The sequence below is a fragment of the Pseudomonas sp. Irchel s3f19 genome (genome assembly GCF_900187555.1).
GTDB lineage: Bacteria > Pseudomonadota > Gammaproteobacteria > Pseudomonadales > Pseudomonadaceae > Aquipseudomonas > Aquipseudomonas capeferrum.
The window spans coordinates 57,338-79,562 of sequence record NZ_FYDW01000011.1 but is presented as its reverse complement, the minus strand read 5'-3'; the positions used below and the strand labels follow the sequence as shown (position 1 = coordinate 79,562).

Below are 22,225 nucleotides of genomic sequence, written 5' to 3'. Positions count from 1 at the left end.
TTGCGCGCGACTGCCTTGTTTGTACGACGCGATATTGAGGCGGGCGCCAGGGGGGCGCGCGCCGATACCTCAGGAATAACTGGCCCGAAACTGACGCTGCTTCAGCCCCTACCGCGCGTGGCGAACAAGAGCACTCATGAACACCCAATATTATTGAATGATGCTTATCAAGATAGCCCATCAAAATAATGCAAAACTGCATTAAAAATGGCGCCTCGAACTTTTATTCGAGCACTTCACAGCCCCGACGACATTAACGTCACCCCTACGGACATCCCTGTAAAAGACAAGAAAAGCAGCAGTCATGCGGGTTCGAACAGGCTTAAAGGCATGGGCGATATCAAGTCCCGGGCTCAGTTCGGCATCAGCGGCAGCTATGACGTAGGCCCCGTTGTCCTCGGCGCGACGTTGGAACACGCATTGGAGGAAGACGATCACAACGACGCTGGCAAGGCGTTCACCTCCCTGGAACTGAGCGTAGGTACCAACGTGTATGAAGGCCCACATGGTTCGCTCGACCTTGGCCTGACCAGTCTGTTTGGCGACAAGAACTATATGCAGATCTGGTATGGCGTCACCGCCGGCCAAGCATTGCAGAGCCGCTTCCAGGCCTATGACGCCAAGGGCGGATTGGTCAGTACCGGGCTGTACCTGGCGTGGACCATGCCAATCAGCGAGCACACCACATTCTCGACGCTGCTGGACGTGCAGTATTTGTCCAAGGAGGCGGCTGACAGCCCGATTGTCGAGCGACGCCTGCAGAGTGCGATCCTTGGCTCGCTGGAATACACCTTCTGAGCGAGCACCCGCTTGCTGTTTTTCCTGATGAGGCCCGCCTTGCGTTTGGGCCTTCAGGGGCATTGCAGGGGAGCTTCAGCGTTCGATATCCAAAGCGCTGAAAATCCACCGACGAAGCAAAAATCAGAATCACGGCCCCGGTCACTGCAACTGAGACTGAGACTGACTCAGGTACTTCTCCACCGCCCCCTTGTCGGCATCCCCCTGCACCTGCCACAACCGCCGCTCGATCCCCTGCGCCAGCAAATGCCCCACCGCCGCCTCGATCGCCGACAACACACAAAGCTGCGCGGGTTCATTGGTGGTGTACCCCACCTCGGCCTCCAGCAACTTCTTGAACTCGATGAACTTGAACACCCCCGCACTGCGCCCCACCGAATAGATGGTCTTGCTGGTCATCACGTTGGCCAGCACCTGCCCGGTGCGTACGTCCACCGCGCGCAGGTTCACGGTCACCTGGTCGACCCGGTATTCGCGGGAGATGTCGATGCCCAGGTAACGCGCCCCTTCCCCGCCACTGCGCACGTTGGTGTCGTAGGCGATGATGCCGCCTTCAAGCATCAGGTTGGCCGCCTGCAGCGGTGGCAGCTCACCCATGATGTTCTCCGCCACATCCGGCTTCTTCTGCGAGGCGCGGATGATCTTGCGCTCGGTCAGCAGGTTCTGCAGGCCTTCACGCTCCAGCACCACGAACCAGCCACTGGCACTCAGGGCATCCATCAACATGCTGGCCGCGCCCTGGGTGACGCTGGTCGAGAACGAACTGGCCGGGGTCGGCTTGTACTGCCCAGTCTGGTCACGGAAGCCATACACCACCGCCATCAGCCGGCCTTTGGGGCGTGGCATGTTGATCAGGTCGTAGTAGGTCGAGGCCCGAGGGGTCAGGGTCGGGGTTTCCGAGTCCTGTTCGGCCGACATGGGGTCGCGCAGGCTGCAGCCTTGCAGGCTGTGCAGGGCGGCGAGGATCAGCAATGTGCTCAACAGACGTTTCATGGTGTTCTCTCCCCAACTCAAAGCCCTTCCCTCTCAGGGGTTCAGGCCGCTGACCTCAATGATCGAGATTTCTCCGGTGACGCGGTCGGTGACTTTGATGCTCAAGGCACCCGAGTCGTCGATCACATCGATCAGGAAGGCATCGGTAGCCATGCTGCCCGTGCTGCCATTACTGATGTTGTCCAGCAACTGCGAGAGCATTCGCGACTCCAACTGGTTGCTGAAGCGCTCCAGGGCCGTGGTGCCCGAAAAGGCGGAAGCACGGTCCTTGAGGTCGGGGTCGTCGTAGTCGTTCTGTGCCTGGGCGTTGTTCAGCAGCCAGGTGCCGTTGAGCGGGTTGCCACCGAAGGCCGGGTTGACCGGGGTGTACACCAGCTCCGTGGCCTGGGCGGCACAGGCGCTGGCCAACAGGCAGGCGGCGATGCAATGGGGAATGCGGGTTTTCATAGCTCGTCCCTCTCCAGATCGGTGGTGTCCTGCAGCAAGCGTTGCAGCTTGCGTTGAATGATCTGCTGCTTGACCAGGTCGGCGGCCGCGACAGCCTCGTCTTTCAGTTCCGTGGTGTTGGGTGGCAGGAAGCGCCGGTACAGCACTTCGCGCTCGAACTCCACGGTAACCAGGCTGCCCCAGCGGGCATCCGGGCGTTCGCGCACCACCAGGTTGAAATCCAGGCGGCTGGTGGCACGCAGGCGGTCGGCGAAGTAGTAGTAAAAGTCGTGGCCGATGTGCGAGATGGTGTTGTCGACGATGAAGCCCATCATCTCGTCCTCCTCAGCCGCCTTCAGCAGGCTGCAGGGCGATGCCGCCAGCAGCAGGCTCAGGCACAGCGCAGCCAGGCGTTTCATGGCGTGTCTCCCGCGCCGGCCTGGGGCTGGGCACCGTTGGGGCTGTCGGCGAACGCCTGCTCGGCGACAAACTGCCAGTCGCTGTAGTGTTCCAGCCCTTCGAAGCCCGACCACTCGGCGGCAAAACCACTGTGCTTGAACGGCGTGGCATCCGAGCGGCTGTGCACGCCGGTGATGCGGCCATCGATCGAGCGCAGCAGGCCCCAGTCGTCGCTGTTGGTGATCGGGTCCGGGTAGAGCCTGCGGATATGCCGCTTGGCCTCGGGAAAACGGTTGTCCTGCAGCAGGTCGGCCAGCTCCTGCGGGTACTGGGCCAAACCCGGCGAGGCGCGGTAGTAGCTGCGCAGGGCCTGGGCATACTGGCTGCCCACCCACAGCAACTGGCGCTCGTGATCGCGCCGGGCAACGCTCGACCAGACTGTCCCGGTGGCGGCCAAGGCCACGCTGCTGACCGCAATCAACAGCAGCACACCCAGGTAGGTGAAGCCGGCACAGGCCTTACCATTCGGCATAGAGGCTGCCATCACGCGCCCTCCCTGTAGCACCGCTCTTGATATCGGCCACACCGCCGGCCACGCCTTCTGGCGGCGGCAGCAGTTGCCAGGCATCGCTGCGTTCGGTGATCGGGTCGACCGGGGTGTTGCGCAGGTAGCGCAGCTCCACCAGTTGCTCCAGCGAATCGGGGTAGTGCCCGGTGTCGCCGTAGAAGTGGTCCAGCGACTCGCGCAGCACCGCCAGGCTCTGGCGCAGCGTGGCCTCGCGGGAGCTCTCCAGGCTGTTGAAGTAACGCGGCATGGCGATGGTCATCAGCGTGGCGATGATCGCCATCACCACCAGCAGTTCGATCAGGGTGAAGCCTTGGCTGCGTTTCATGGCCGTCACCATTGCCCGTAGGGGATGTTGTTGAGGCCTTTGCCACGGGCCTTGGAGTACACGTCGAAGACGTCTTCGCCTTCACGCGGGCTGTCGGGGCTGCTGTCGTAGGCACGCAGGCCCCAGGCCCCCTCGTCGTCATCCTTGGCCGCCAGCAGCGGGTCGTGGGGGATGCGCCGCAGGAAGTAGAACTTGGCCCCTTTGGCACTGCGCACATCGCGCACGCCTTCGACCAGCACCTGCAGGTTTGGCGGGTAACCGCTGGCATCCAGGCGCTTTTCGATGTAACCGGCGTCGAAGGCACGCTTGTAGGCGTCGATGGCATCGCGGATCTGGTACAGCGCCTCGCGCAGCTGTTGCTCCTTGCCACGGCGCACCACGGTTTCGGTCAGCGGCGCGGCCATGCTGGCAAGCAGCCCGAGCAGTGCCAGGGTCAGCACCACCTCGATCAGGCTGAAGCCTTGCACGCGGCGTTTCATGGCCGTGGGCTCCCGTTGGCGGGCACTACGGCCATCTGGCTTTCGACCACCGGCTTGTCACTGGACGGCGCAGTGCCCGGCACCTCCATCGGTGGCAGTGGCGCCATTTGCCGCACTTGCAGGCTCGACTCGGTGCCGGTGGCGAACTCCATGTCAGACGGGCTCTGGTACGGCAGGTTGCGCACGATGCGCGGGGTGATCGCCAGCACCAGTTCAGACTTGCTCATGTCGTCCTTGTTGCTGCCGAACAACCGGCCCAGGCCGGGAATGTCGCCAAGGCCCGGGATCTTGTTGCCGCTGGCGTTGTGGTCGTTGCGCACCAGCCCGGCCAGCACCTGGGTTTCGCCGTCGTGCAGGCGCAGGCTGGTCTGGGCGTTGCGGGTATCGACCTGGACCGGGATGGTGCCCTGGCGCGTGGCTTCCAGCGGGGTGGCGTTGCTCACTTCGAGTGCGATCTTGATCGCCACTTCGTTGTTCAAGTGCACGGTCGGCTGCACTTCGAGCTTCAAGCCCACATCCAGGTAGGTGACACTCTCGGTAATCACCGGGCCCTGGGTCGAAGGCACCGAGGTGGCGCTGATGATCGGCACCCGCTGGCCAATGTGGATACGCGCCTGCTCGCGGTTGCTGACGCGAATCACCGGGCTTGCCAGGGTGTTGATGTCTTTGTCCTGGGCATTGATCTTGGCCTGCGGCGCCGGCGAGATGCTGATGCGGCTGGAGTCGATGCCGCGCAGTTGGTCGAGCACGCTGACCGACTTGCCGTCGGAGGTCAGCACGCCGAAGGTGTTGGGCCATTGCAGGCCGAGGTCGAGGATGCGCGAAGTGGCCACCTCCATCACCTCCACTTCCAGCACCACCTCGGGGTTGGACTGGTCCTGGGACTGCAGCAGCTTTTCGGCCATGCGCACGGCATCGGGGCTGTCGCGCATGGTCAGGGTGTTGAGGCGCTCGTCGACGAACACGTCACGGGTCTTGAGCATGGTCTTGACCATGTTCAGCGCCGTGTTGGCGTCGATGCTGGTCAGGTAGAACGTGCGCATGACCAGTTCCTGATAGTCCTTGGTCTTTTGCGGCGAGTCGGGGTAGATCATCAGGGTGTTGTCGTTGACGATCTTCTGGCGTAGCTGGTTCTGCTCCAGCAGCAGAGCCACGGCGTCCTCGATGCGCACGTCGCGAACGAAGATGGTGGCCTTCATGTCCGGGCGCAGGTCCTTGTCGAAGATGAAGTTGATGCCGGCGACCTGGGACAGCACTTCGAAGATGGTCTTCAGGTTGGCGTCGCGAAACTCCAGGGTCACCGGGCGTTCCAGCTTGCTGCGCAGCTGCGGGAACGGCTGCGCGGTGCGCGCCTGGACGTTCTCGATGTCACTGCGCAGGGTCATGCCCTTCTGGTTCTGCGGGTCCAGGCGCAGCACTTCGCGCATGTAGCGCTCGGCGCCGAACAGGTCGCCCTGGCGCAGGGCCGCCTGGCCAAGGGCGACACGTTCGTCGAGGGTGCGGATCAGCTCCAGCTGGCGGATGCCTTCCTGGGCGCGGCGGTTGTTCGGTTCGATGCTCAGCACCCGGCCATAGCCCATGCGCGCACCGGCGAAATCGTGGCGGATGCGGTCGCTGTCGGCCTGGCTCAGCAGCGCCTCGACCGCCGCCTGGCGGCCATGGGCCAGGGCGATGTTCAGCTCGGTGTCGCGCGGGTCTTCACGCAGGGCCTCTTCCAGACGCGCGATCCCGGCTTCGTACTGCCCCTCCTTCATCAGTTCTGCGCTGTCTTCACGTACCGCACTGGAGCCACAGCCTGCGATGGCCACGCACAGCGCCAGAAGCAGGAACGGAGCAGGCTTGCACAGCTTTGACGACTTCATGGTGCGCTCCCGACAGACAAGGTCTGCGACTGGTGCAAAGGCAGGTAGACCAGGTCCAGCTCATTGGCCGAGACCCGATCGAGGCGGTAGGTGTCTTCGATGACGTCGCCCTGGCGCACGACGTACAGTTTTTCGCCGCTCTGCAGAAACACCTGCAGGTCGTCGCGATCGCCCAGGCGGCCGACGAACTGGAAAGGCAGCGCCGGGGCGGTGGGTGCGGCAACCACCACAGGGGTGGCAATGACCGGTTGTTCGGTGACGGTGGCCAGGGTCTGCGGTTTGCTCCAGCGCTGGCTCGGGAACAGATCGGTAGAAACCCGTTCCGGCCCCTTCGCGGCAGCTCCGCGCCCCGATGTGTCCGCTTCCACACGGTCAGGGGTACTCACAGAACCTGTAGCAGCGGGCTTGCCCGCGAACAGCCCCACACTGTCCTCTTGGCCGAACCAATGCTCCGGCGCCCACGCCAACGCGGCAGAAAGCCCTAGAAACCCGGCCCAGATCACCGCACGTTGAGTCTTCATCACGACCTCGACAAGTAGAGGGTCATGCGCAGGCGGGCGTTGAGCTCGCTGTCGCCGATGCGTTTGCGTTGCAGCTCGAGGTCTTCCAGCACCAAGGTTGGCAGCTGGCCCAGCAGGCCCTTGAGGAAGCCGCGGATCTGCGGATAGCTGCCGCGCACCGGCAGCACGATCTGGTAGCGCGCCAACTGGGTTTTCGGGTCGATGCCCAAGGCATATTCGCCGCGTGCCAGGCTGATGTGCTCGGCACTGGCCAGGTGATACAGGCGCTCGATCAGCTCGCTGGCCTGCGGCTGCCCAGGCAGTTGCTGGCGCAGCGTGTCGAGGGCCTGCTGCTCGGGTTTGACCGCGATCTTCAGCTCGCCCCGCTGCACCCGCCCCACTTGCACGCTGGCGTCCGCCTCGCTGGCGCGCAGTTCGCGCACGGTTTGCCAGTGCGGCAACACAGCGGCCAATGCCACGCCGACGGCCAGCAGGCCAACGGCGACAGCGGCAAGGCCCACCGGGCCGATGCGGCGCAGGCGTTCCTGCATGATCAGGCTGCTCAGCGGGTCAGGGACGCGCATGGCCGGTCTCCCAGGTAGCGGTAAGGGTGAAACGCACCGGGTGCTCCGGCTGGCCCACCATCACCTCGTGGTTGAGCAAGGAAACATCGCTGAGCTCGGCGCTGGCCTCCAGGCGCTGGTGGTACTGCAGCATCGCCTCCAGGTTGCGCGCCTCGGCGGCGATGCGTACCTGGCCCTTGCGTGCATCCGGGGTCAGGCCAAGCAGCGCGACGTCGTCCTGCGGCTGCGCTTCGAGCATGGCGAACAGCTGCTGCCAAGGCCGTTGCAGCTGCTGCGAGACACTGCGCATCTGCGCCAGGCGCTCGGCCTGTTCGCGGCTGGCAGCACTGCTTTGCGGGGCCGCAGTGGCCGGGCGCCGGCCCAGTTGCAGTTCCAGGCTGTGCAGGCGGCTTTCCAGGTCGACCTGCTCGACCTGCAAGCGTTGTTGCAGCACCACCAGGGCGGCCACCACGGCGCAACCCAGGGCCAGTAGCGACCAGGCCAAGGCGCCGCTGCGCCGGGGCTGGAATTCCAGGTCGAGGCGGCGCATGTCAGGCCACCGCCCGCCACATGGCGCACAACGGGTCGGCTTCGCTGGCCGGTTGGCACAGCTGCACCGCCGCCAATTGCGGCACGTCGCCCCGGCCGGGCGCATGCAGGTACACCCGTGGCAGATGCTCCCCGTACAACTCGCAGGTGCGTTCGATCAGCGCCTGCAGGGCCTGGTCGTTGTCGGCACAGCCTTGCGCCAGCACCTGCTGCCAGGCCCCCCCGGCGGCCAGCAGCAGCACGCTGCGGCGTGGCTCGGCGAGGACGAACAGGAAGTCGCCCTGCCCCAGCTGCGCCGAGCAACGGTTGTAGGCGGCCATCAGGTACGGCTGCACCGAACGCAGCTGCAGCCGGCTTTCCCGCCCCAGTGCCTGCAGCCGTTGCAGCAAGGCCTCCGGCAGCGCCGTGGCAATACGTGCGGCGCCTGCTGGCTCTGGCGAGAGGACGATGCGCCAGTCGCCCAGCGACTGCCCGTAGAGGTTTTCAAAGCAGGCCCGCGCATAGGCATCGAGTTCGCGCGGGTGGCCGATGGCATCGCTCCAGGGCACCAGGCAGAAGCGGCTGTAACGGGCCGACAGCAATACCCGCAACTGGGCACCGCGCACGGCGTGCTCGGCAAGCAGCGCGGCCAGCGCCTCGACGGCGGCCTCACAGGCCGGTTGGGCCGCCTCGCAGCTGAACTCGCGGCTGCCTAGCCACTGCTGTTGGTTGGCGTGCCAGCGGCCCAGGCCTACACCCTCGGCGCCGAGCACGGCACAGTATCTATGAGCACCACGATCACGCGATAAATGTGACACGGTTGATCTCCTCAAGGGTGGTGCGGCCTTCACGGACCAGGTCCAGGGCCGAGGCGCGCAGCAAGCGCAGGCCGCGCTGGCAGGCGAGTGTCTTGATCTGCGACAGGGGGCGGCGTTCGACGATCATCTGCCGCAGGTCGTCGTCCAGGTGCAGCAGCTCGGCAATGGCACTGCGGCCGCGAAAGCCACTGCCGCGGCACTGCCCGCAACCCTGGACGCGGACAAACGTCCAGCCGGCCACGGCGGCGCGGGTCAGGCCTGAGGCCTGCAGGGTTTCATCGTCCGCCTCGCAGGCTGTGGCGCAGTGCGGGCAGGCCAGGCGAATCAGGCGCTGGGCCAGGATGGCGTTGAGCGCCGAGACGAAGCTGTAGGGGTCGACCTGCATCTGGCTGAAGCGGCCGATCACATCGAAGACGTTGTTGGCGTGAATGGTGGTGAACACCAGGTGCCCGGTCAGGGCCGACTGCACGGCGATCTGTGCGGTGTCGGGGTCGCGGATCTCGCCAACCAGGATCTTGTCCGGGTCGTGGCGCAGGATCGAACGCAGGCCGCGGGCAAAGGTCAGGCCCTTCTTTTCGTTGACCGGTATCTGCAACACACCGGGCAGTTGATATTCGACCGGGTCTTCGATGGTGATGATCTTGTCCACGCCATGGTTGATCTCGCTGATCATGGCGTACAGGGTGGTGGTCTTGCCGCTACCGGTGGGGCCGGTGACCAGGATCATGCCGTAGGGCTCGGCGGCCAGCCGGCGCAGGGCGCGCAGGGTGTCGTCGGCAAACCCCAGGGCCTGCAGCTGCACACCGCTGACCTTGTCGGACAGGTCCTGTTTGTCGAGCACCCGCAGCACGGCGTCTTCACCAAAAATGCTGGGCATGATCGAGACGCGGAAGTCGATCTGCCGTTCGCCCACGGCAACCTTGAACCGGCCGTCCTGGGGCACGCGCTTCTCACCGATGTCGAGCTCGGCCATGACCTTGATGCGCGAGATCACCTGGTCGGCGAAAGCGCTGCCGCTGGCCTTGCCGGCACCGTTGAGCACACCATCGATGCGATACTTGATGGTCAGGCCCTGGCCGGTCATGCCCAGGTGGATGTCGCTGGCGTGCAGCTTGAGGGCGTCGTAGAGGGTCGAGTTGACCAGTTTCACCACCCGGCTCTGGTCTTCGCTGATGCTGGTCAGCGACAGGCGTTGCAGCGGGTCGCTTTCGCTGCTGGCTTCGCTGTCGTGGTCAAGGGCATCGACGGCATGGAAGCTTTCTTCGTGGCGGGCCAGAAACGTCGCCAGCTCGGCGGCGTGGGCCAGGTACAGTGGCGCGCCTTGCAGCACATCGTCGATCCAGGCCAGGCGCGAAGAGTCGAAGGGGTCGGCGAACACGCCCAGCAGTTCGCCTTCGCGCTCGATCAGCACGAATTCGCGTTTCAGGCACTGGGCCAGGCTGACCTTGTCGAAGCGTGGGCTGCTGGCCAGCAGGGCTTGGCTGTGCAGCACCGGGTAATGCAGGGTGATGCCCAGGCGGTGGGTGAAGGTGCCTGGGGTGTCGTTGACCAGGCGTTCCAGGCAGTTGAGCAGGCGTTCGTCACCGGCTTGCAGACGGGCCTGGGCCAGCAGTTCACGCGGGTAGGCACACAGTGGCTGTGCTGGCTGCAGGGGTGTGGCGGCTGTATCGACTGCTTCGGACATGGCCTGCGACTCCGCTCAGGGGGCGCGTCGCAGGCTGGCTCAGCCAGGGTAGCGGGCGCCGCTATTCCCCTGTGAGCAGTTGTTCGTCGTCAGCACCTGGGGGCTTTGCGCCATTGCGGCGGCGGTCGGCCAGTACCCAGCTACCATCGTACAACTGCAGGGGGAACGATTCGTTCCTGGTCTGGCGTCGTTCGACGAACCCTTCTGCCGGGTTGTCCGTGGCCCTGCGCCGGCGCTCGATGCCCATCAGGTCGAAGATCGCGCGGGCCAGTTCCGCCAACGGGAACGGCTTGAACAGGACATGGGTCACACCAAGTTCGGCGGCGCGCTCACGGACCTCGGCGGTCGGGTGGGCGGTGATCAGCACGAAATGGCACTGCCTGTTCTTGCGCACGGTCTCCAGAACCTGAAACCCCTCCATGTCGGGCAAGCGGTAATCCAGCACGATCACTTGCGGTGCCAGGCTTTCAGCCTGCTCGATACCACTGGCACCGTCGTGGGCAACATGAACATCCAGGCCTTGCGCCTGCAAATACGCTTGCAGGTTCTGCGCGAGGGTCTGTTCGTCATCGACTACCAATACTCTGTTCACCAAGGTCGACTCCCCAATACTGCCCGGTTACCCGGTCTGCGAAGTGCGGCCTCGATAAGGCTTGAGCAGGCTTCGTGCCAGGCGTGAATAGTCATGCTGCACCACTGTAAGTCGTTGATCTGGCAAGGCTGCCCGAGGGCGCCCAGCCTGCTGCGCGCAGCCAGGCTCGCCCAGTTCCCCACATCCGGGGGACCTGATAGCACTTTGCCAAGTCGTTATCCCCCAGCTTTGGGGGAACACCATTGCGGGCCTCAGTCGGCGATTTCCACTTTAGCGGATTCGCGCAAACGTTGGCGCACGGTTTGCCGAGCCTGCGCCTGCAATTGCCCGATGAGCGTGGCCCTGGCCAAGCGCAGGCCCTGTTCTCGTATGACAGAAGGATTATCACTTTGGTTCTGCGCTCCTTGCAGGGTTTGCCGATTGGCCTCGTAGAAGGCCTCTACTTGTGCCTCGCTGGGCGCGTCGACCGCACTCAGTTGGGCATACAGCTGCTGGGCTGCCATCTCGTGACGGGTGTACTGAGCGTACTCTGCCCTATTGAAACCCGCCTCCGCCAGCCGCCGCTCGAACACTGTCGGGCTGCCGAATGCAGCCTCCACTTCGCCGACATGGGCAGCTACCTGTGCGTCACTGATGGCGATGCCCTGGCGCTGGGCTTCCTGCCACAACAGCTCCTTGTCGATCAGCTCATCCAAGGCCTGGTCACGCAGGCGTTTGTACAGCGTCGGGTTGCGGATGCTGGCTACCGCCCGCCCCTGGGCTTCGAGGTATTCCGTGAAGTAACGCTCCAGGCGCATGGCATCGATCTGCACACCGTTCACCCGCGCTGCCGGCACATCGGCCCAGCTCGCCGTGGTGGTCAGCAACAACAGGCACAACAACAGGGTACGCATGGCAACCTCCGCTCAAAGGGCGTCCGGCACAGGCCGGTATGGGGTAACCGAGGTGAATCGCGGCCCGGGCAAGGCCACTGCCACCACATGGGCACCGGCCATGCCCTGCCGACGGCCGGGGCCAAAGCCCAGGGCCGGGGTCAGGCCGGTCGTGACATCGTGCAGGCCTTCCAGGGCCGTGATCAACTGCTCGCGGCTGGCATCCCGGCCAATCTGCTTGAGGGCTTCGGTAAGCAGGCGCAGGGCGCACAGGGTATTGACCTGCAAGGACGCCTGGCGTGGGTCGAGGCCCTGGCGTTGCTGCAGGCCGGCCAGGGTTGCCAGGCCCTGTTCGGTCCAGTCTTCGGGTACGAACGGATAAGCCAGGAAGACCCGTTGCGACCACTGCTCAGACAGGCTTGCCAGCCCCCCGACCACCTGGCTGGAGGCCGCGAACAAGTACGGTTTGCGACCTGCCGCCTGCAGCGCTGTGGCCAGGTCGGCAAAGGCCTGGGCGCGGCCGAGAAAGACGATGCCCTGGCCGGCCACGGCCTGGCCATCGAAGGCCTGGATGGCGCCAGGTGCCCAGCCTTGCTGCACAAGCTGCTCGCGCACCTGCTCGGCCAGCGGCGCTTGCTCGTTACCGGCGTAGACCACGCGCAGGCCATCCGGGCCGAGGCCCAAGGCTTCGCGGGCATGGCCGGCCAGGCTCAGCAGTTGCACGGGCAAGCCCGGCAGAGGGTCGAAGATCTGCGCACTGCCGCCACTGCGCGGGGTGCTGCCGATCAGCGGCACATTCTGTTGCGCCAGCACGGGCGCCAGACGCTGGTCAAGCATCGGTGCCAGGGGAGTGATCAGGCTGAACACCTGCTCGTGTTCCAACAGCTGGCGCAGGGCCTGTTCGGCGCTGTTTGGGTCGCTGCCGGGGTCGAGCACCACCAGCTCCAGGCGCCGCCCATGCACACCGCCTTGCTGATTGAGTTGCGCCAAGCCGTCTTCAAGCACCGCGCGCACCACATGCCCCGCTTCGGCCAGCGGCCCAGAAGCGGGGAGCAACGTCCCCAGCCGCAGTACGCCCTCCTCCACGCCCGGGTCGCGGTCCTCGGCCAGGCGTTTGAGATAGGCCGTGAGGTTGCGCTGGTCGGCCAGGGTCAGTTCGAAACGCGGCATGGCGGTGTCGAGGTGGTTGCCGGCAGGGTCCACGCCCCGCTGGATCGCCCTGGCAAGGCTGGCGTCAGTGTAACCCGGGTAACTGCGCCCGTTGGCCTGGCGCTCGCCCTGCCCCGGTGCCAGGCGCTGCCAGTCGAGGCTAGGTGGGCGAACACCGCCCTCGGCGCGGCCGCGCCCGTCGCTGCCGTGGCAACTGGCGCAGGGCAGCACGCTGGCCGGCACGCTCATGTCGCTGGCGCCCACCCGCGCCAGCAATTGCGCGTCACTGCTTGACAGGCCTTCGCGGTACAGGCGTTTGCCAGCCTGTTCGTGCTCGGTGAGGTCAAGGGCGAAGGCTGAGCTGGCAACGCTTAAACCTAGCGTCAACAGCAGGGCGTTGTATGCGCGGCCAAACCCGCCTGCACTCATGATGTTCACCGACCCGCCAGGGGTTGGGTCAGCAGCTGCATGCGCTGGGCGATCGCCACAGGTGGTGCATCCGGGCGGATCTTGCTCCAGCGCTTGCCTGCCACGTCACCGGCAATCAGTTGCGTGGAATGCTGCTCGGGGCTGGGCAGGAACTGGCCGATACGGCCCAGTACCAGGTCGACACTGGCCTTGTCGCCCGTCAGGAACAACCAGTTGGGGCCATCCACACCCTGCTTCTGGGCAAAGGCCTTGAGCGCCGCCGGGGTGTCGTTGAGCGGGTCGCTGCTGATCGAGACGAAGGTCACCTGCCCTGCCAAAACCGGCCCCATGGCCTCACGCACCTCCCGCAGTTTGCGGGTGATCAGCGGGCAGGCGTCGGTGCAGTGGGTGAAGATCACGTTGAGCATCACCACCTTGTCCTTCAGCACATCACTGTAAAAGCGCAGCTCGCGGCCGTTCTGGTCCTTGAGCACGGTATCGGTGAACCAGGTCTGCGCATCGCGGGTACCGCCGCCACTGCTCATCGCCTGGGGCGCGGGCTGTGGTTCGGGGGCCTGGGGCGCATGGCCGTCATGGGCGAAGGCCACCGAGGCGAGAATCCACAGGCAGCCGCCCAATACCAGCCAGTCGAAACTGCGCATACCGACGCGGCGAGAGGTCGAATGGCTCATGGTTGCACCTCGTTATGGTCGGCGATGGGTTCGGCGCTGTGCTCGGCAATGGCCGTGCTTTTGGCATGCACCCGGCGGGCGCTCAGGCGGTTGATCTCCGCGACCAATACCGTCGGGTCGGTGAAGCCGTAGTAGCGGGTCCAGTGCCCGCTGCGGCCATCACCCACCAGGATCAGCGGCGGGTGCTGGCTCAGGTCGGCGCTGAAGCTGCCCAGGCCTTTGAGGGTTTCGGTGATGGCGTACGGCGTACCGGTCAGCCAGCTCCAGCCTGGGCCTTTCTGAAAGGCCTTGGCGTAGTGCTGCAGGCGCTTGGCGTCATCGCGCTGCGGGTCGACGCTGATCGACACCAGGTGGATCTCATCGCCGACACGGCCGCCCAACTGCTGCTGGACCTTGCCCATGATCGACGACACCACTGGGCACACCGTGGTGCAGCTGGTGTAGATGAACCCCATCACCACCAGGTGATCCCCGACCAGGTCCTTCTCCAGGCGCACCGGCATGCCGTCCTGGTCGAGCAGCGAGACATCGGCGAAGCGCAAGCTGGCCTTCTCCTGTCGCGCGGCGGGCGGTTGCTCGGCAGGGCCGCCGTGGTCATGCCCGGCGTGGGCCAGGGCCAGGTTGCTGGACAACATCAGTGGCAGCGCCAGGCTCAGGCCCAGCCGTGTAAAAGCATGCTTGGCGTTCATCGCACACTCCTTATTTGCATCTGGGTAGCGTCCCCTTGGGCAGCCGTGGAGACCGAAACCGGCAGGACGCGCAGGCTGGTGTAGTTTTCTTCGGCAAACTTGCGGCCAAGCGACGGCGACTGCACATGCAGGTACCAGGCGCCGGCTTCAGGCAGGGTCAATGCAGCCTGGTAGATGCCCTCGCCCACTTCTTCGAGGCGCAGGTTGCGCGGCATCGACGACGGCGCCAGGAAATAGCGCAGGCTCAGGTCGCTCAGGCCCAGCCGCGGCTCGCCGTCATCGCCAACGATGCGCACCCGCGCGGTGAAGGCGCTGTGCTGCGGCAGCGGCTGTTCAAGGCCGAGAAACTCGGCATGCGCGCCCTTGTGCTTGCGGGCATTCGGCGCTGCGGCGACATCGGTGCTGAAGCAGTGAATGATCTGCGGCTGGTTGAGCAGGAAGGCCACGTCAAACTTGCCGGCTGCCGGCATTTTCACCGTCGAGCCGTACACCCCTGGGGCCACCTCGCGCAGGCTGCGGTCGACGACGATGGCGGCGCGGGCCTGATGGCCGCGGTTGTTGTAGCCAGACATCGGCGCGTTCATGCCCTCGGCGTAGAAGTAAGTGGTGTTGTCCACTGGGTTGACCACGAACACCGAGTTGTCGTCACGCGATACCGACAGCCCCTGGGCCAGCGGCAGGTCGCCGGCCTGGCGCGGCGCGGCGGGGCCTGCGTCGAAGCCTTGGACGATCGGCGAACGCCCCTGCCCAAGGCTGCCCAGGTTGATCATGCTGACCCTCGGCGAGGCCAGGCCGCGCACGTAGGCATAGCCCTTGGTGAAGGTCAGCTGATACGGTTCGGCCGCCACCGGGATGCGGTGGATCAGCGTGTCGGTACTGGCGTCGATCACCAGGGCCTGGTTTTCCAGGGTGTTGAGCACGATGCCGTAGCGCCCGTCACTGCTGAAGCGCATCGGGCCAAGGCCCTGTTCGGCCGTGAGGGTGTGGCGCAATTGATGGCTACGGCCATCGAATACCCGCACCGTGCCTTCCCTGCCGTCGACCACGTAGACCGCCTGGGACAACGCCGAGTAGCTCACCGACAGCGGGTGCGGGCCCACCTCCAGGGTCTTGGTCAGGCGCATTTCGGGGATGTCGATGATGCTCAGGGTGCCGCTGTCGCGGTTGCTGACGTAGGCGTAGCGCGAGTCGCTGCTGAAGGCGATCTCGTGGTGCCCGGAGCCGGTGGCGAAGGACTTGAGCGTACTGCGCCCGGGCACATCGATCACCGTTACCCCACCCTTGGCCGGGTCACTGCTGTTATTGCCCACCCAAAGCCGGTGCTGGTCAGGTTGCAGCACCACCCGCGTCGGTTGCTCGCCGGCGTCCAGGTCCGCCACGCGGGTGAAGGTTTCGGTGTCGATCACCGACACCTTGCCGCGCTCGGGGATCGACACGAACACCTGTTTGTCGTCGCCGGTGGCCGCCCAGTCCATGGGGCTGCCTGGCAATTCGATGCGGGCCATGGTGCTGGTGACACCGCCCACCGACACCGTCGGGTCGATCACCGTCAGGCTGGCGTCCTTGTTCAGCATCAATAGGAAGTAGCTGTTGAGGTCGAGCAACGGCCGGGCGCCAATGCTGCTTTTCAAGAACAGTGCGACACGGGCCTTGCAGCTTTGGTCACGATCGCCGACCGGTGCCGACTGGGCCGGGTCGATCCAGGCCCCCGGCGCCATGCCTGACAGCGGCTGGCCGCTGGTCTGGTCGCTGACCTTGAAGCGGATGCTGGCAAAGGCGCCTTCGCGCAGCTCGCCCCCGGCCAGCGGGCGGGCCTCGAACTCCACGGTCACGCCGTCCCGGCTGAGCCGATGCAGTGCCTGCGGGTCGGCAGGCTCCTGCAACAGCTCGCGCGGGTCGCACCAGAGTTTTTCATAGGCAACGCCCAGGCCGATCAGCGCTACCCCCAGCAGTACCCCCAAGTAAGCAGGGCGAGTCTTCTTGTTCATGCTCGCGCTCCCATGTCGTTATTGTGCTGCAGCCGTTGCCGGCGGCGCTTCGTTGGTTACCCGCAAGATCCCCCACAACCCCGAGAGGTTGCCGTAGGCGGCGTAGTCGCGGAACAGGTAGTCCCCCGGCACCGCGTTGGCCCCGCCTGCGCTGGGCAGCATGAAGCTGAAGTGCGCTGCCGGCAGTACGCTTTCCTGGGCACCGATGTAGATGGACATCGGGTTGTAACCGAAGCGCACCGAGCCGATGCCGGGCAGGCTCATCGGGTAGCCATTGACGTCATTCTTCTCGGCCTGGTAGGCGTGCAGCGGCCACAGGTGCCCGTCCAGCTGGTAGGTGATGCCGCGGCTGCCACCGCTTGGCATCAGCACATGGCTGCGCGCCGGCTGGCCAGGCTTGGCCCACAGCACCGGCGTTTGCGGGTCGCCACCGACCAGGGCGTTGCTGTAGGCCATGTGGGCATTTGGCACATCGGCAAAGCCATTGCCGTCGGCGTGGCCGAAGGGTGCGTCCGGCGCCATGCCGAAGCGCAGCCACAACGGTTCGGTCTTGTAGTTCATGGCCATGTTGCCGTTGTCTTTAGGGTCGCCCGGCACGCCATTGCCCTCAGTAGCGATACCTTCCACAGGCCGGCCATCAGCCCAGCGCATGTTCATCGAGCGCTGCCACACCGTTACAAAGTCGCGGTAGTCGGGCTGGCCGCTGACTTTCACTGTCGCCTGGGCACGGCTGGCGGTGTCCTCGGTGAAAGTGGCAGCCTGCGGCAGGATGCTCATGGCACCCACCAGGCCTTTTTGCGGTTGCTTGATGAAGTCCGACGGGGTCAGGTTGAGGCCGCCGAACTCGATCGCCGTGGTGTTGATGTTGTCTACCGTACGGCCCAGTTGCAGCACCGGTTTGCCTTCGCGCTCCAGGTGGCCGGCGTAGTACTGGTACACCTTGGACGGGTAGGCGCCGCTGTTGCCGGCACGCGGCGGCACGGTCTGCACCGGGTTGAGGCCAACGTTGGCACCGTCGGACTTGGTGATGTCGTAGGCCAGCAACTGGGCATGCAGGCCCACATGGCTGGAAGGCCGCATCAGGTTGTTGTTGAAGGCGGTGGAGCCTTCGCTGCCGTTGCGGTCACGTTTGACCACGTTCTGCATCACTGCGGTGCTCGGCAGGTCGGGCATCACCAGCGGCAGGCGGTTTTCCAGGGTGATGCTGATGCAGTCACCGGCGCTGGCGCGCAGCACCAGCGGCTCTACCGGCACGCCGGGCTTGAGCTTGCCGGTGCTGGCATCCAGGTCTGCCTTGCGCACATACAGCACAGCGGTCGGGTCGTGCAGCGGCGCGCTGTGGCCGCCGACGGTGAAGGTAGTGCCGTCCTCCTCGTCGACCACCGTGACCTGCGGGATGCTGGTGGTGCGGCTGTTGAACACCAGGGTGCCGCCGGCGGCCTTGAGCGGGCCACCGACATGCTGGCCAACCCCCGCCGGGTCGGCGATGCTGACGCCGTGGCGGTTCTCGAGGATATCGTTGGCCAGTGCGGCGACGATCTCGTAGTTGCGCTTGACCGTCGCCCGGGTGCCGATGCCATTGACGTTGGCCGTGGTTTTCGGGCAGATGCCGTCAAAGTTCACGGTGTTGCGCATGGCCACCGGCTGCGGGTTGTTCGACAGCGGGAACAGGTCCGGGCGCAAGGTGGTGTAGTTGCGCATGATGCCCCAGATGCCATTCCAGTAGCCTTCCAATGCCGCGTCCAGCGAGTACAGGTAGTCGCCGTTGGTGGCGGCGGAGCTGGAGATCATCGACACCGGCGCCATGAAGCCCAGTTGCTCGGAGATGCCGATCATCTGCGACGCTTTCCACCCCGAGTTGGAGCTGCTGCCAAAGCCCGAGCCGTTCTGCAGCCACTTGACCCCGTGCAAGGTGACGTTGTGCTCCTCTTCATGGCCACCGGCATGCATACGCAGCCGCACGTTGTCGCCCGAGTAGGTGCGCAACATTGGCGTGAACGGGTCGCCGGGTTCGCTGCCGGCGGTGTTGATGTGCGGCGGGAATACCGTGGTGCCACCGGTGGGGCCCACCGCCGAGGTGATCGCCGAAGGCGCCATGTTCATCGCCGGGATCGCGCGGTCAATGCGGCTTTGCAAGGCATAGCTGAGGTCGCCGCCCAGGCCGTCGGCCTGCATGCCACGCTTGCCGTCCGGGGCCACCTTGTTGGGGTCGAACACCCGCAGGGCCAACGGCTCGTTACGGTAGTTGACGACGAACATGCCAGGGTCATCCACCGAAATGGCCTGTGGGCACGGCCGCGTCGGGCATCCTGGGCTCAGCCCGCCACGCGACTCGACCACCGATTCGAGCAGCGACGAGGCCTTCTGCCGTACCGGTGGGTTGATGGCGTAGCGGAAGCTGTCGGCAGTGGCCGGGTACGACTGGCCATTGGGAATACCGTCGGGCCCCGCGCCAACGTACACGCCCGCTTCATAGGCATGCTGGAAGTCGCTGTACTCGAGGAAGAACTCGCGGTAGCTGTCGTTACGGCCATCGCCGTCATGGTCACCGGTCTTGATCACCGCCTGCCACGAGGTCGGCCCGCCGTCCTGGCGAGACGGGTTGTACAGCTGCTCGCCGGTTTCGGCGTGGTACCAGGTAGAGCCGGCAGGCTCGGCCAGTACCGTGGCGTAAAGGCCCAACTGCTGGTGGGTCGATGGGCCAAGGTGGTCGTGGGTGAAGATGGTGCCCAGGCCACGGTCGACGTTATGCACGTTGACCACCGGGTCGGCGAACCAACGTTGCATCGCCGTGCGCGCGCCCAGCCAGTCGGCCCGGCCGAAACGCCCGAAGTAAGGGTGTTGCTTGGCTTTCGGGCAGGCGGCGGTACCGTCCCGGCTGTCGCCTTCGGTGCAACCGTTGTAGGCACGAATGGCATGCACGCGCTCGACCACGCTGCCGGGCGAGAGGATGCCGTCCTCGTAGTTCCAGCCGTTGGCCGAACCGTCGGCTGCGGTGAGGTCCCACTTGGGTAGGTGAATATGCTGGCCGATCACGTCGGTCGGGGTGCGTACCTGGTAGTCGTCCATCTCATAAATGGAGGGGATCAGGTTGGTGTGCTGGTACATGGTGCAGTCGAAAGTGTTCATGCGCATCACCAACGGCTCTGGCGGGCGCTGCTTGGTGATCACCGGCCAGGCATCTTCCCAGAGGGCGATGATGCGTGCCTGCGGGAAGTGGTAGCCGACCTTGTTGTAGACCGCATCGAACTGGATATTGGCGCCCTTGTAGATGCGCGGGCGGTCGGCGGTGAAGGTAGAAGCGCCGCGGAAGTTCATGCCGGTCAGGCTCTCGCCGCTGGCGTACTCGCCCACACCCGACGACTGGGTGAGGCGCTTGCCACGGTCGTCCATGCAGGGTTCGAAGAACGGCGCACCGGCGGTCGGCAGGGCGCCGTTGGTGCGGAAGTTACGCGCCACCGGTTGGCTGCCGGGTATCAGCGCATAGCTGGGGTGCTCGGCCTTGGCGTGGAATTTCATGGCTGCCTGCTCGACTTCCGTGCCCTCTTCGGGCAGGTAGATCGGCTTGGCTTTGTGCACCACCTTGGAGAAATCCAGCTTGGTGGTGGTGGTCTGTGCTTCACCCCCTGCCGAAACACCATCCAGTGCATGCCGGCCGAGGCCACCATCCCAACCATCGACCTGGTTGGCGTCCAGGTTGGCCCACAGGGCGTTGCCGCTGTTCTTGAGTTGCTGGGCCAGTGCAGGGTCGAGCATGTCCAGCGGCGGGGTGGGAGGCCGTTGGCCGACGCTGCTTTCCATGCCACCGATCCAGAACGGATAACCGGGGTTTTTCAAGGTGCCGTCGGCGTTACGGTTGCTCTCGCTGCGGTCGACCAGTGCCAGCGAGCCGACGGCCTTGGGTTCATCTACCCCATGGCCATGGTCATCGTCGCCCTCCTCGCCGTCGTCATCCTCCTCGTCATTGGCTGCCACCCGTTGCTCGGCAAGCTTGGGTACCACGACCACCTTGCCCGGCATGGGCGCCATGGCTTTGCCAGGCAGTGGGACGATGGCGGGGATGGGTGTGCCCGCAATGATTTCACCGTCGGGCAAGGCCCGCGCGCCAACCGCCGGTTTGCCGCTGCGCAGGGCAAACGGGGTGCTGTGGTAGCCGTTCGCGGCCTGGCCACTGACCTCCAGCCGGGTGCCTTCCTCGAACACATCGTGCACCCGCCACATGGCCCACATGCCCTGGGCGAAGTGCGGGTAGAAGTGGCAGTGATAGATGGCATCGCCGGCCACCCGGTTACGGTTGCCAGAGCCACCGTTGGCGATCTCGTAGGTGTAGCCGATGCCCGGGCCGATACCCTGGGCGTCGACGTAGTCGGAGTTATCGTCGTTGGGGTTGAACAGCCACTGGTGCCCGTGCAAATGGAAGATGTGCTGTTCGTGACCGTTGTGCGTGTTGCGGAACTTGGTGAAGTCACCAATGTAGCTGTGGTGGACGTTGGCCGGTTCTGACGGGTACAGGGCCATGCTGGCCTTGACGCCGATGGCACTGGCCGGCGGCGTCTCGCCTGGGCGGATGTTCTCCAGGCCAACGTTGGCCGGCACATCCACCAGTGTGCCGATATCGCCCACGGTGTGGGCGCTGAGGAAGAACTCCTCGTAGGCGCAGGACAAGCAGTCGTGCATCGGGCCCACGCCCAGGCGGTTGGCCACCACTTCGGCACCCATGCCCCCAGAGCCGTAGTTGATCATGAACGAATCACGGGTCGGCTCCAGTACATGGCCCATGATCGGGTCGGCCCAGTAACCGGGGAAGGCCTGGGTTGCGGCCACTTCGTCGGCGAACTGCGAGGCGAAATCACGGAACGCGTCCAGCCGGTTGGGCAGCGCCGGGTTACGTTTGTTGACGCTTTCCAGCGGATAGGTCGAACGCGGGAAGCTGCCATCGGGGTTGGGGCCCATGACAATGGCATCGGTCTCGCTGTTGAGGATCTCGTTGCCATCGACCATGGCGATGATCGGTTTACCGGCCTTGCCTTCGGTGATCCAAGGCTCGGCCTGCGGGTAGCGTGCCTGGTAATCGATAACCGGTTGGCCAGTGGCGGTGCGGCCGGTGCTGGCCAGGCGCATCTCTTCTTCTGTGAGGGTGTTGCGGAAGGTGCGCCCGCCTTTGGGCACCACCACCACCTGGCCGAACAAGCCATTGGCAACATTACCGGCACCGCCCTGGCCGCCGAAGGTCGCGCCTTGGCTGGTGGCGGCGAACGCCCCTTCGCGTTCGGCATACAGGGTGTAGCTGCGGGTATTGCCCGGTGACACCAGGAAGTTGCCGTTGCGGCCGGTGTTGGCAGCAATATCGCCAATGCTGTTGACCGCTTGCATGCCATTGACCTGAAAGCCTACGTGGCGGTCGCTGACTTGCTCATCGGCAACGAAGTGCTCACCGCCTTCGTTTTCGAATTCGGTTTCCGGCCCTTCCTCCTCCTCACCTTCGGCCTCGTTCTCTTCGTGGTCGATGCCGTGCTTGTTGGGGTTGGCCTGGTAAGCCAGCAGGTTGGTCAGGTTGACGGTGAGGCAATCGCCTGCCGCCACGCGCAACACGATTGGCCGTGGACGCTTGTCCGGGCGCAAAGTGACTTTGCCAGGCACGGCGGCGCCACCTTTGCCGAGCGGGACCTGGTGCTCGTCCACCACATCCTCGCGCAAGGCGAACATCATGCCATTGGCGTTTTGCGCGCCGAGGCGGTTGAACATCAGCGGCTGGTCCAGTGCCACCACATTGGCAACCAAGGTGCGCTGGCACTGCACAGCTGCCTCGCTGGTCGCTTCCCAGCCAAGCAGGGCCAGGAAGAATGATGACAGGACGGGGCCTTTGAGCGGGGTCGACATGCTGCACCTCCG

Annotated in this window: 19 protein-coding genes and 1 pseudogene; 1 reads left to right on the top strand and 19 read right to left on the bottom strand. The window is 65.1% G+C overall.

Annotation, left to right across the window (positions count from 1 at the left end; translation table 11 throughout):
• Nucleotides 1-282: 282 nt before the first annotated feature.
• Nucleotides 283-798, top strand: a pseudogene (locus tag CKW22_RS21475) (MipA/OmpV family protein); the annotation flags it as partial.
• 141 nt (nucleotides 799-939) lie between these two features.
• Here the strand turns inward: CKW22_RS21475 and CKW22_RS21470 are convergent.
• The 19 genes from CKW22_RS21470 to mnxG form a co-directional block, all read right to left on the bottom strand.
• Nucleotides 940-1,791, bottom strand: a complete 852-nt coding sequence (locus tag CKW22_RS21470; protein ID WP_095065048.1) for a CsgG/HfaB family protein — start codon at nucleotides 1,789-1,791, stop codon at nucleotides 940-942.
• Between the two features lie 33 nt (nucleotides 1,792-1,824).
• Nucleotides 1,825-2,238, bottom strand: coding sequence for a curli assembly protein CsgF (locus CKW22_RS21465; protein ID WP_033697605.1), 414 nt, complete (start codon nucleotides 2,236-2,238; stop codon nucleotides 1,825-1,827).
• Nucleotides 2,235-2,636, bottom strand: coding sequence for a curli production assembly/transport protein CsgE (gene csgE, locus CKW22_RS21460; protein ID WP_033697604.1), 402 nt, complete (start codon nucleotides 2,634-2,636; stop codon nucleotides 2,235-2,237). The genes CKW22_RS21465 and csgE overlap by 4 nt, the downstream gene beginning before the upstream one ends.
• Nucleotides 2,633-3,160 carry a type II secretion system protein gene (locus CKW22_RS21455; RefSeq protein ID WP_033697603.1) on the bottom strand — a complete coding sequence of 176 codons (528 nt, stop codon included), beginning with the start codon at nucleotides 3,158-3,160 and terminating at the stop codon, nucleotides 2,633-2,635. The genes csgE and CKW22_RS21455 overlap by 4 nt, the downstream gene beginning before the upstream one ends.
• Nucleotides 3,135-3,509 carry a type II secretion system protein gene (locus CKW22_RS21450; protein WP_033697602.1) on the bottom strand — a complete coding sequence of 125 codons (375 nt, stop codon included), beginning with the start codon at nucleotides 3,507-3,509 and terminating at the stop codon, nucleotides 3,135-3,137. The genes CKW22_RS21455 and CKW22_RS21450 overlap by 26 nt, the downstream gene beginning before the upstream one ends.
• Nucleotides 3,510-3,514: 5 nt before the next feature.
• Nucleotides 3,515-3,988 carry a type II secretion system protein gene (locus CKW22_RS21445; protein WP_033697600.1) on the bottom strand — a complete coding sequence of 158 codons (474 nt, stop codon included), beginning with the start codon at nucleotides 3,986-3,988 and terminating at the stop codon, nucleotides 3,515-3,517.
• Complete coding sequence (locus CKW22_RS21440) at nucleotides 3,985-5,850, bottom strand: secretin N-terminal domain-containing protein (protein WP_033697598.1); 1,866 nt, start codon at nucleotides 5,848-5,850, stop codon at nucleotides 3,985-3,987. Before CKW22_RS21440 ends, CKW22_RS21445 begins: the two co-directional genes overlap by 4 nt.
• Entirely contained in the window at nucleotides 5,847-6,371 is a 525-nt protein-coding gene (locus tag CKW22_RS21435; RefSeq protein WP_033697596.1) for a hypothetical protein, read from the bottom strand. Before CKW22_RS21435 ends, CKW22_RS21440 begins: the two co-directional genes overlap by 4 nt.
• Nucleotides 6,371-6,934 carry a type 4a pilus biogenesis protein PilO gene (pilO, locus tag CKW22_RS21430; RefSeq protein WP_033697594.1) on the bottom strand — a complete coding sequence of 188 codons (564 nt, stop codon included), beginning with the start codon at nucleotides 6,932-6,934 and terminating at the stop codon, nucleotides 6,371-6,373. The genes CKW22_RS21435 and pilO overlap by 1 nt, the downstream gene beginning before the upstream one ends.
• Nucleotides 6,921-7,463: a pilus assembly protein gene (locus CKW22_RS21425; RefSeq protein ID WP_033697592.1), complete on the bottom strand. Its 543-nt coding sequence runs from the start codon at nucleotides 7,461-7,463 to the stop codon at nucleotides 6,921-6,923. The genes pilO and CKW22_RS21425 overlap by 14 nt, the downstream gene beginning before the upstream one ends.
• Nucleotide 7,464: 1 nt before the next feature.
• Nucleotides 7,465-8,259 carry a hypothetical protein gene (locus CKW22_RS21420; RefSeq protein ID WP_095065046.1) on the bottom strand — a complete coding sequence of 265 codons (795 nt, stop codon included), beginning with the start codon at nucleotides 8,257-8,259 and terminating at the stop codon, nucleotides 7,465-7,467.
• A complete protein-coding gene (locus CKW22_RS21415) occupies nucleotides 8,240-9,943 on the bottom strand; it encodes a GspE/PulE family protein (protein ID WP_050506046.1) in 1,704 nt (567 codons plus the stop codon). Before CKW22_RS21415 ends, CKW22_RS21420 begins: the two co-directional genes overlap by 20 nt.
• Before the next feature lie 61 nt (nucleotides 9,944-10,004).
• Nucleotides 10,005-10,538: a response regulator gene (locus CKW22_RS21410; RefSeq protein WP_033697588.1), complete on the bottom strand. Its 534-nt coding sequence runs from the start codon at nucleotides 10,536-10,538 to the stop codon at nucleotides 10,005-10,007.
• 248 nt (nucleotides 10,539-10,786) lie between these two features.
• Nucleotides 10,787-11,428, bottom strand: a complete 642-nt coding sequence (locus tag CKW22_RS21405) for a SurA N-terminal domain-containing protein (protein ID WP_033697586.1) — start codon at nucleotides 11,426-11,428, stop codon at nucleotides 10,787-10,789.
• A 12-nt stretch (nucleotides 11,429-11,440) separates the two neighbouring features.
• Nucleotides 11,441-12,985: an ABC transporter substrate-binding protein gene (locus tag CKW22_RS21400; protein WP_095065087.1), complete on the bottom strand. Its 1,545-nt coding sequence runs from the start codon at nucleotides 12,983-12,985 to the stop codon at nucleotides 11,441-11,443.
• Nucleotides 12,986-12,990: 5 nt separating this feature from the next.
• Nucleotides 12,991-13,656 carry an SCO family protein gene (locus CKW22_RS21395; protein WP_033697584.1) on the bottom strand — a complete coding sequence of 222 codons (666 nt, stop codon included), beginning with the start codon at nucleotides 13,654-13,656 and terminating at the stop codon, nucleotides 12,991-12,993.
• Nucleotides 13,653-14,345, bottom strand: a complete 693-nt coding sequence (locus tag CKW22_RS21390; RefSeq protein WP_033697582.1) for an SCO family protein — start codon at nucleotides 14,343-14,345, stop codon at nucleotides 13,653-13,655. The genes CKW22_RS21395 and CKW22_RS21390 overlap by 4 nt, the downstream gene beginning before the upstream one ends.
• Nucleotides 14,342-16,333, bottom strand: a complete 1,992-nt coding sequence (locus CKW22_RS21385; RefSeq protein ID WP_033697578.1) for a YncE family protein — start codon at nucleotides 16,331-16,333, stop codon at nucleotides 14,342-14,344. Before CKW22_RS21385 ends, CKW22_RS21390 begins: the two co-directional genes overlap by 4 nt.
• 18 nt (nucleotides 16,334-16,351) lie before the next feature.
• On the bottom strand, nucleotides 16,352-22,213 hold the full coding sequence (gene mnxG / locus CKW22_RS21380) for a manganese-oxidizing multicopper oxidase MnxG (protein ID WP_095065044.1): 5,862 nt from the start codon (nucleotides 22,211-22,213) through the stop codon (nucleotides 16,352-16,354).
• Nucleotides 22,214-22,225 lie beyond the last annotated feature (12 nt).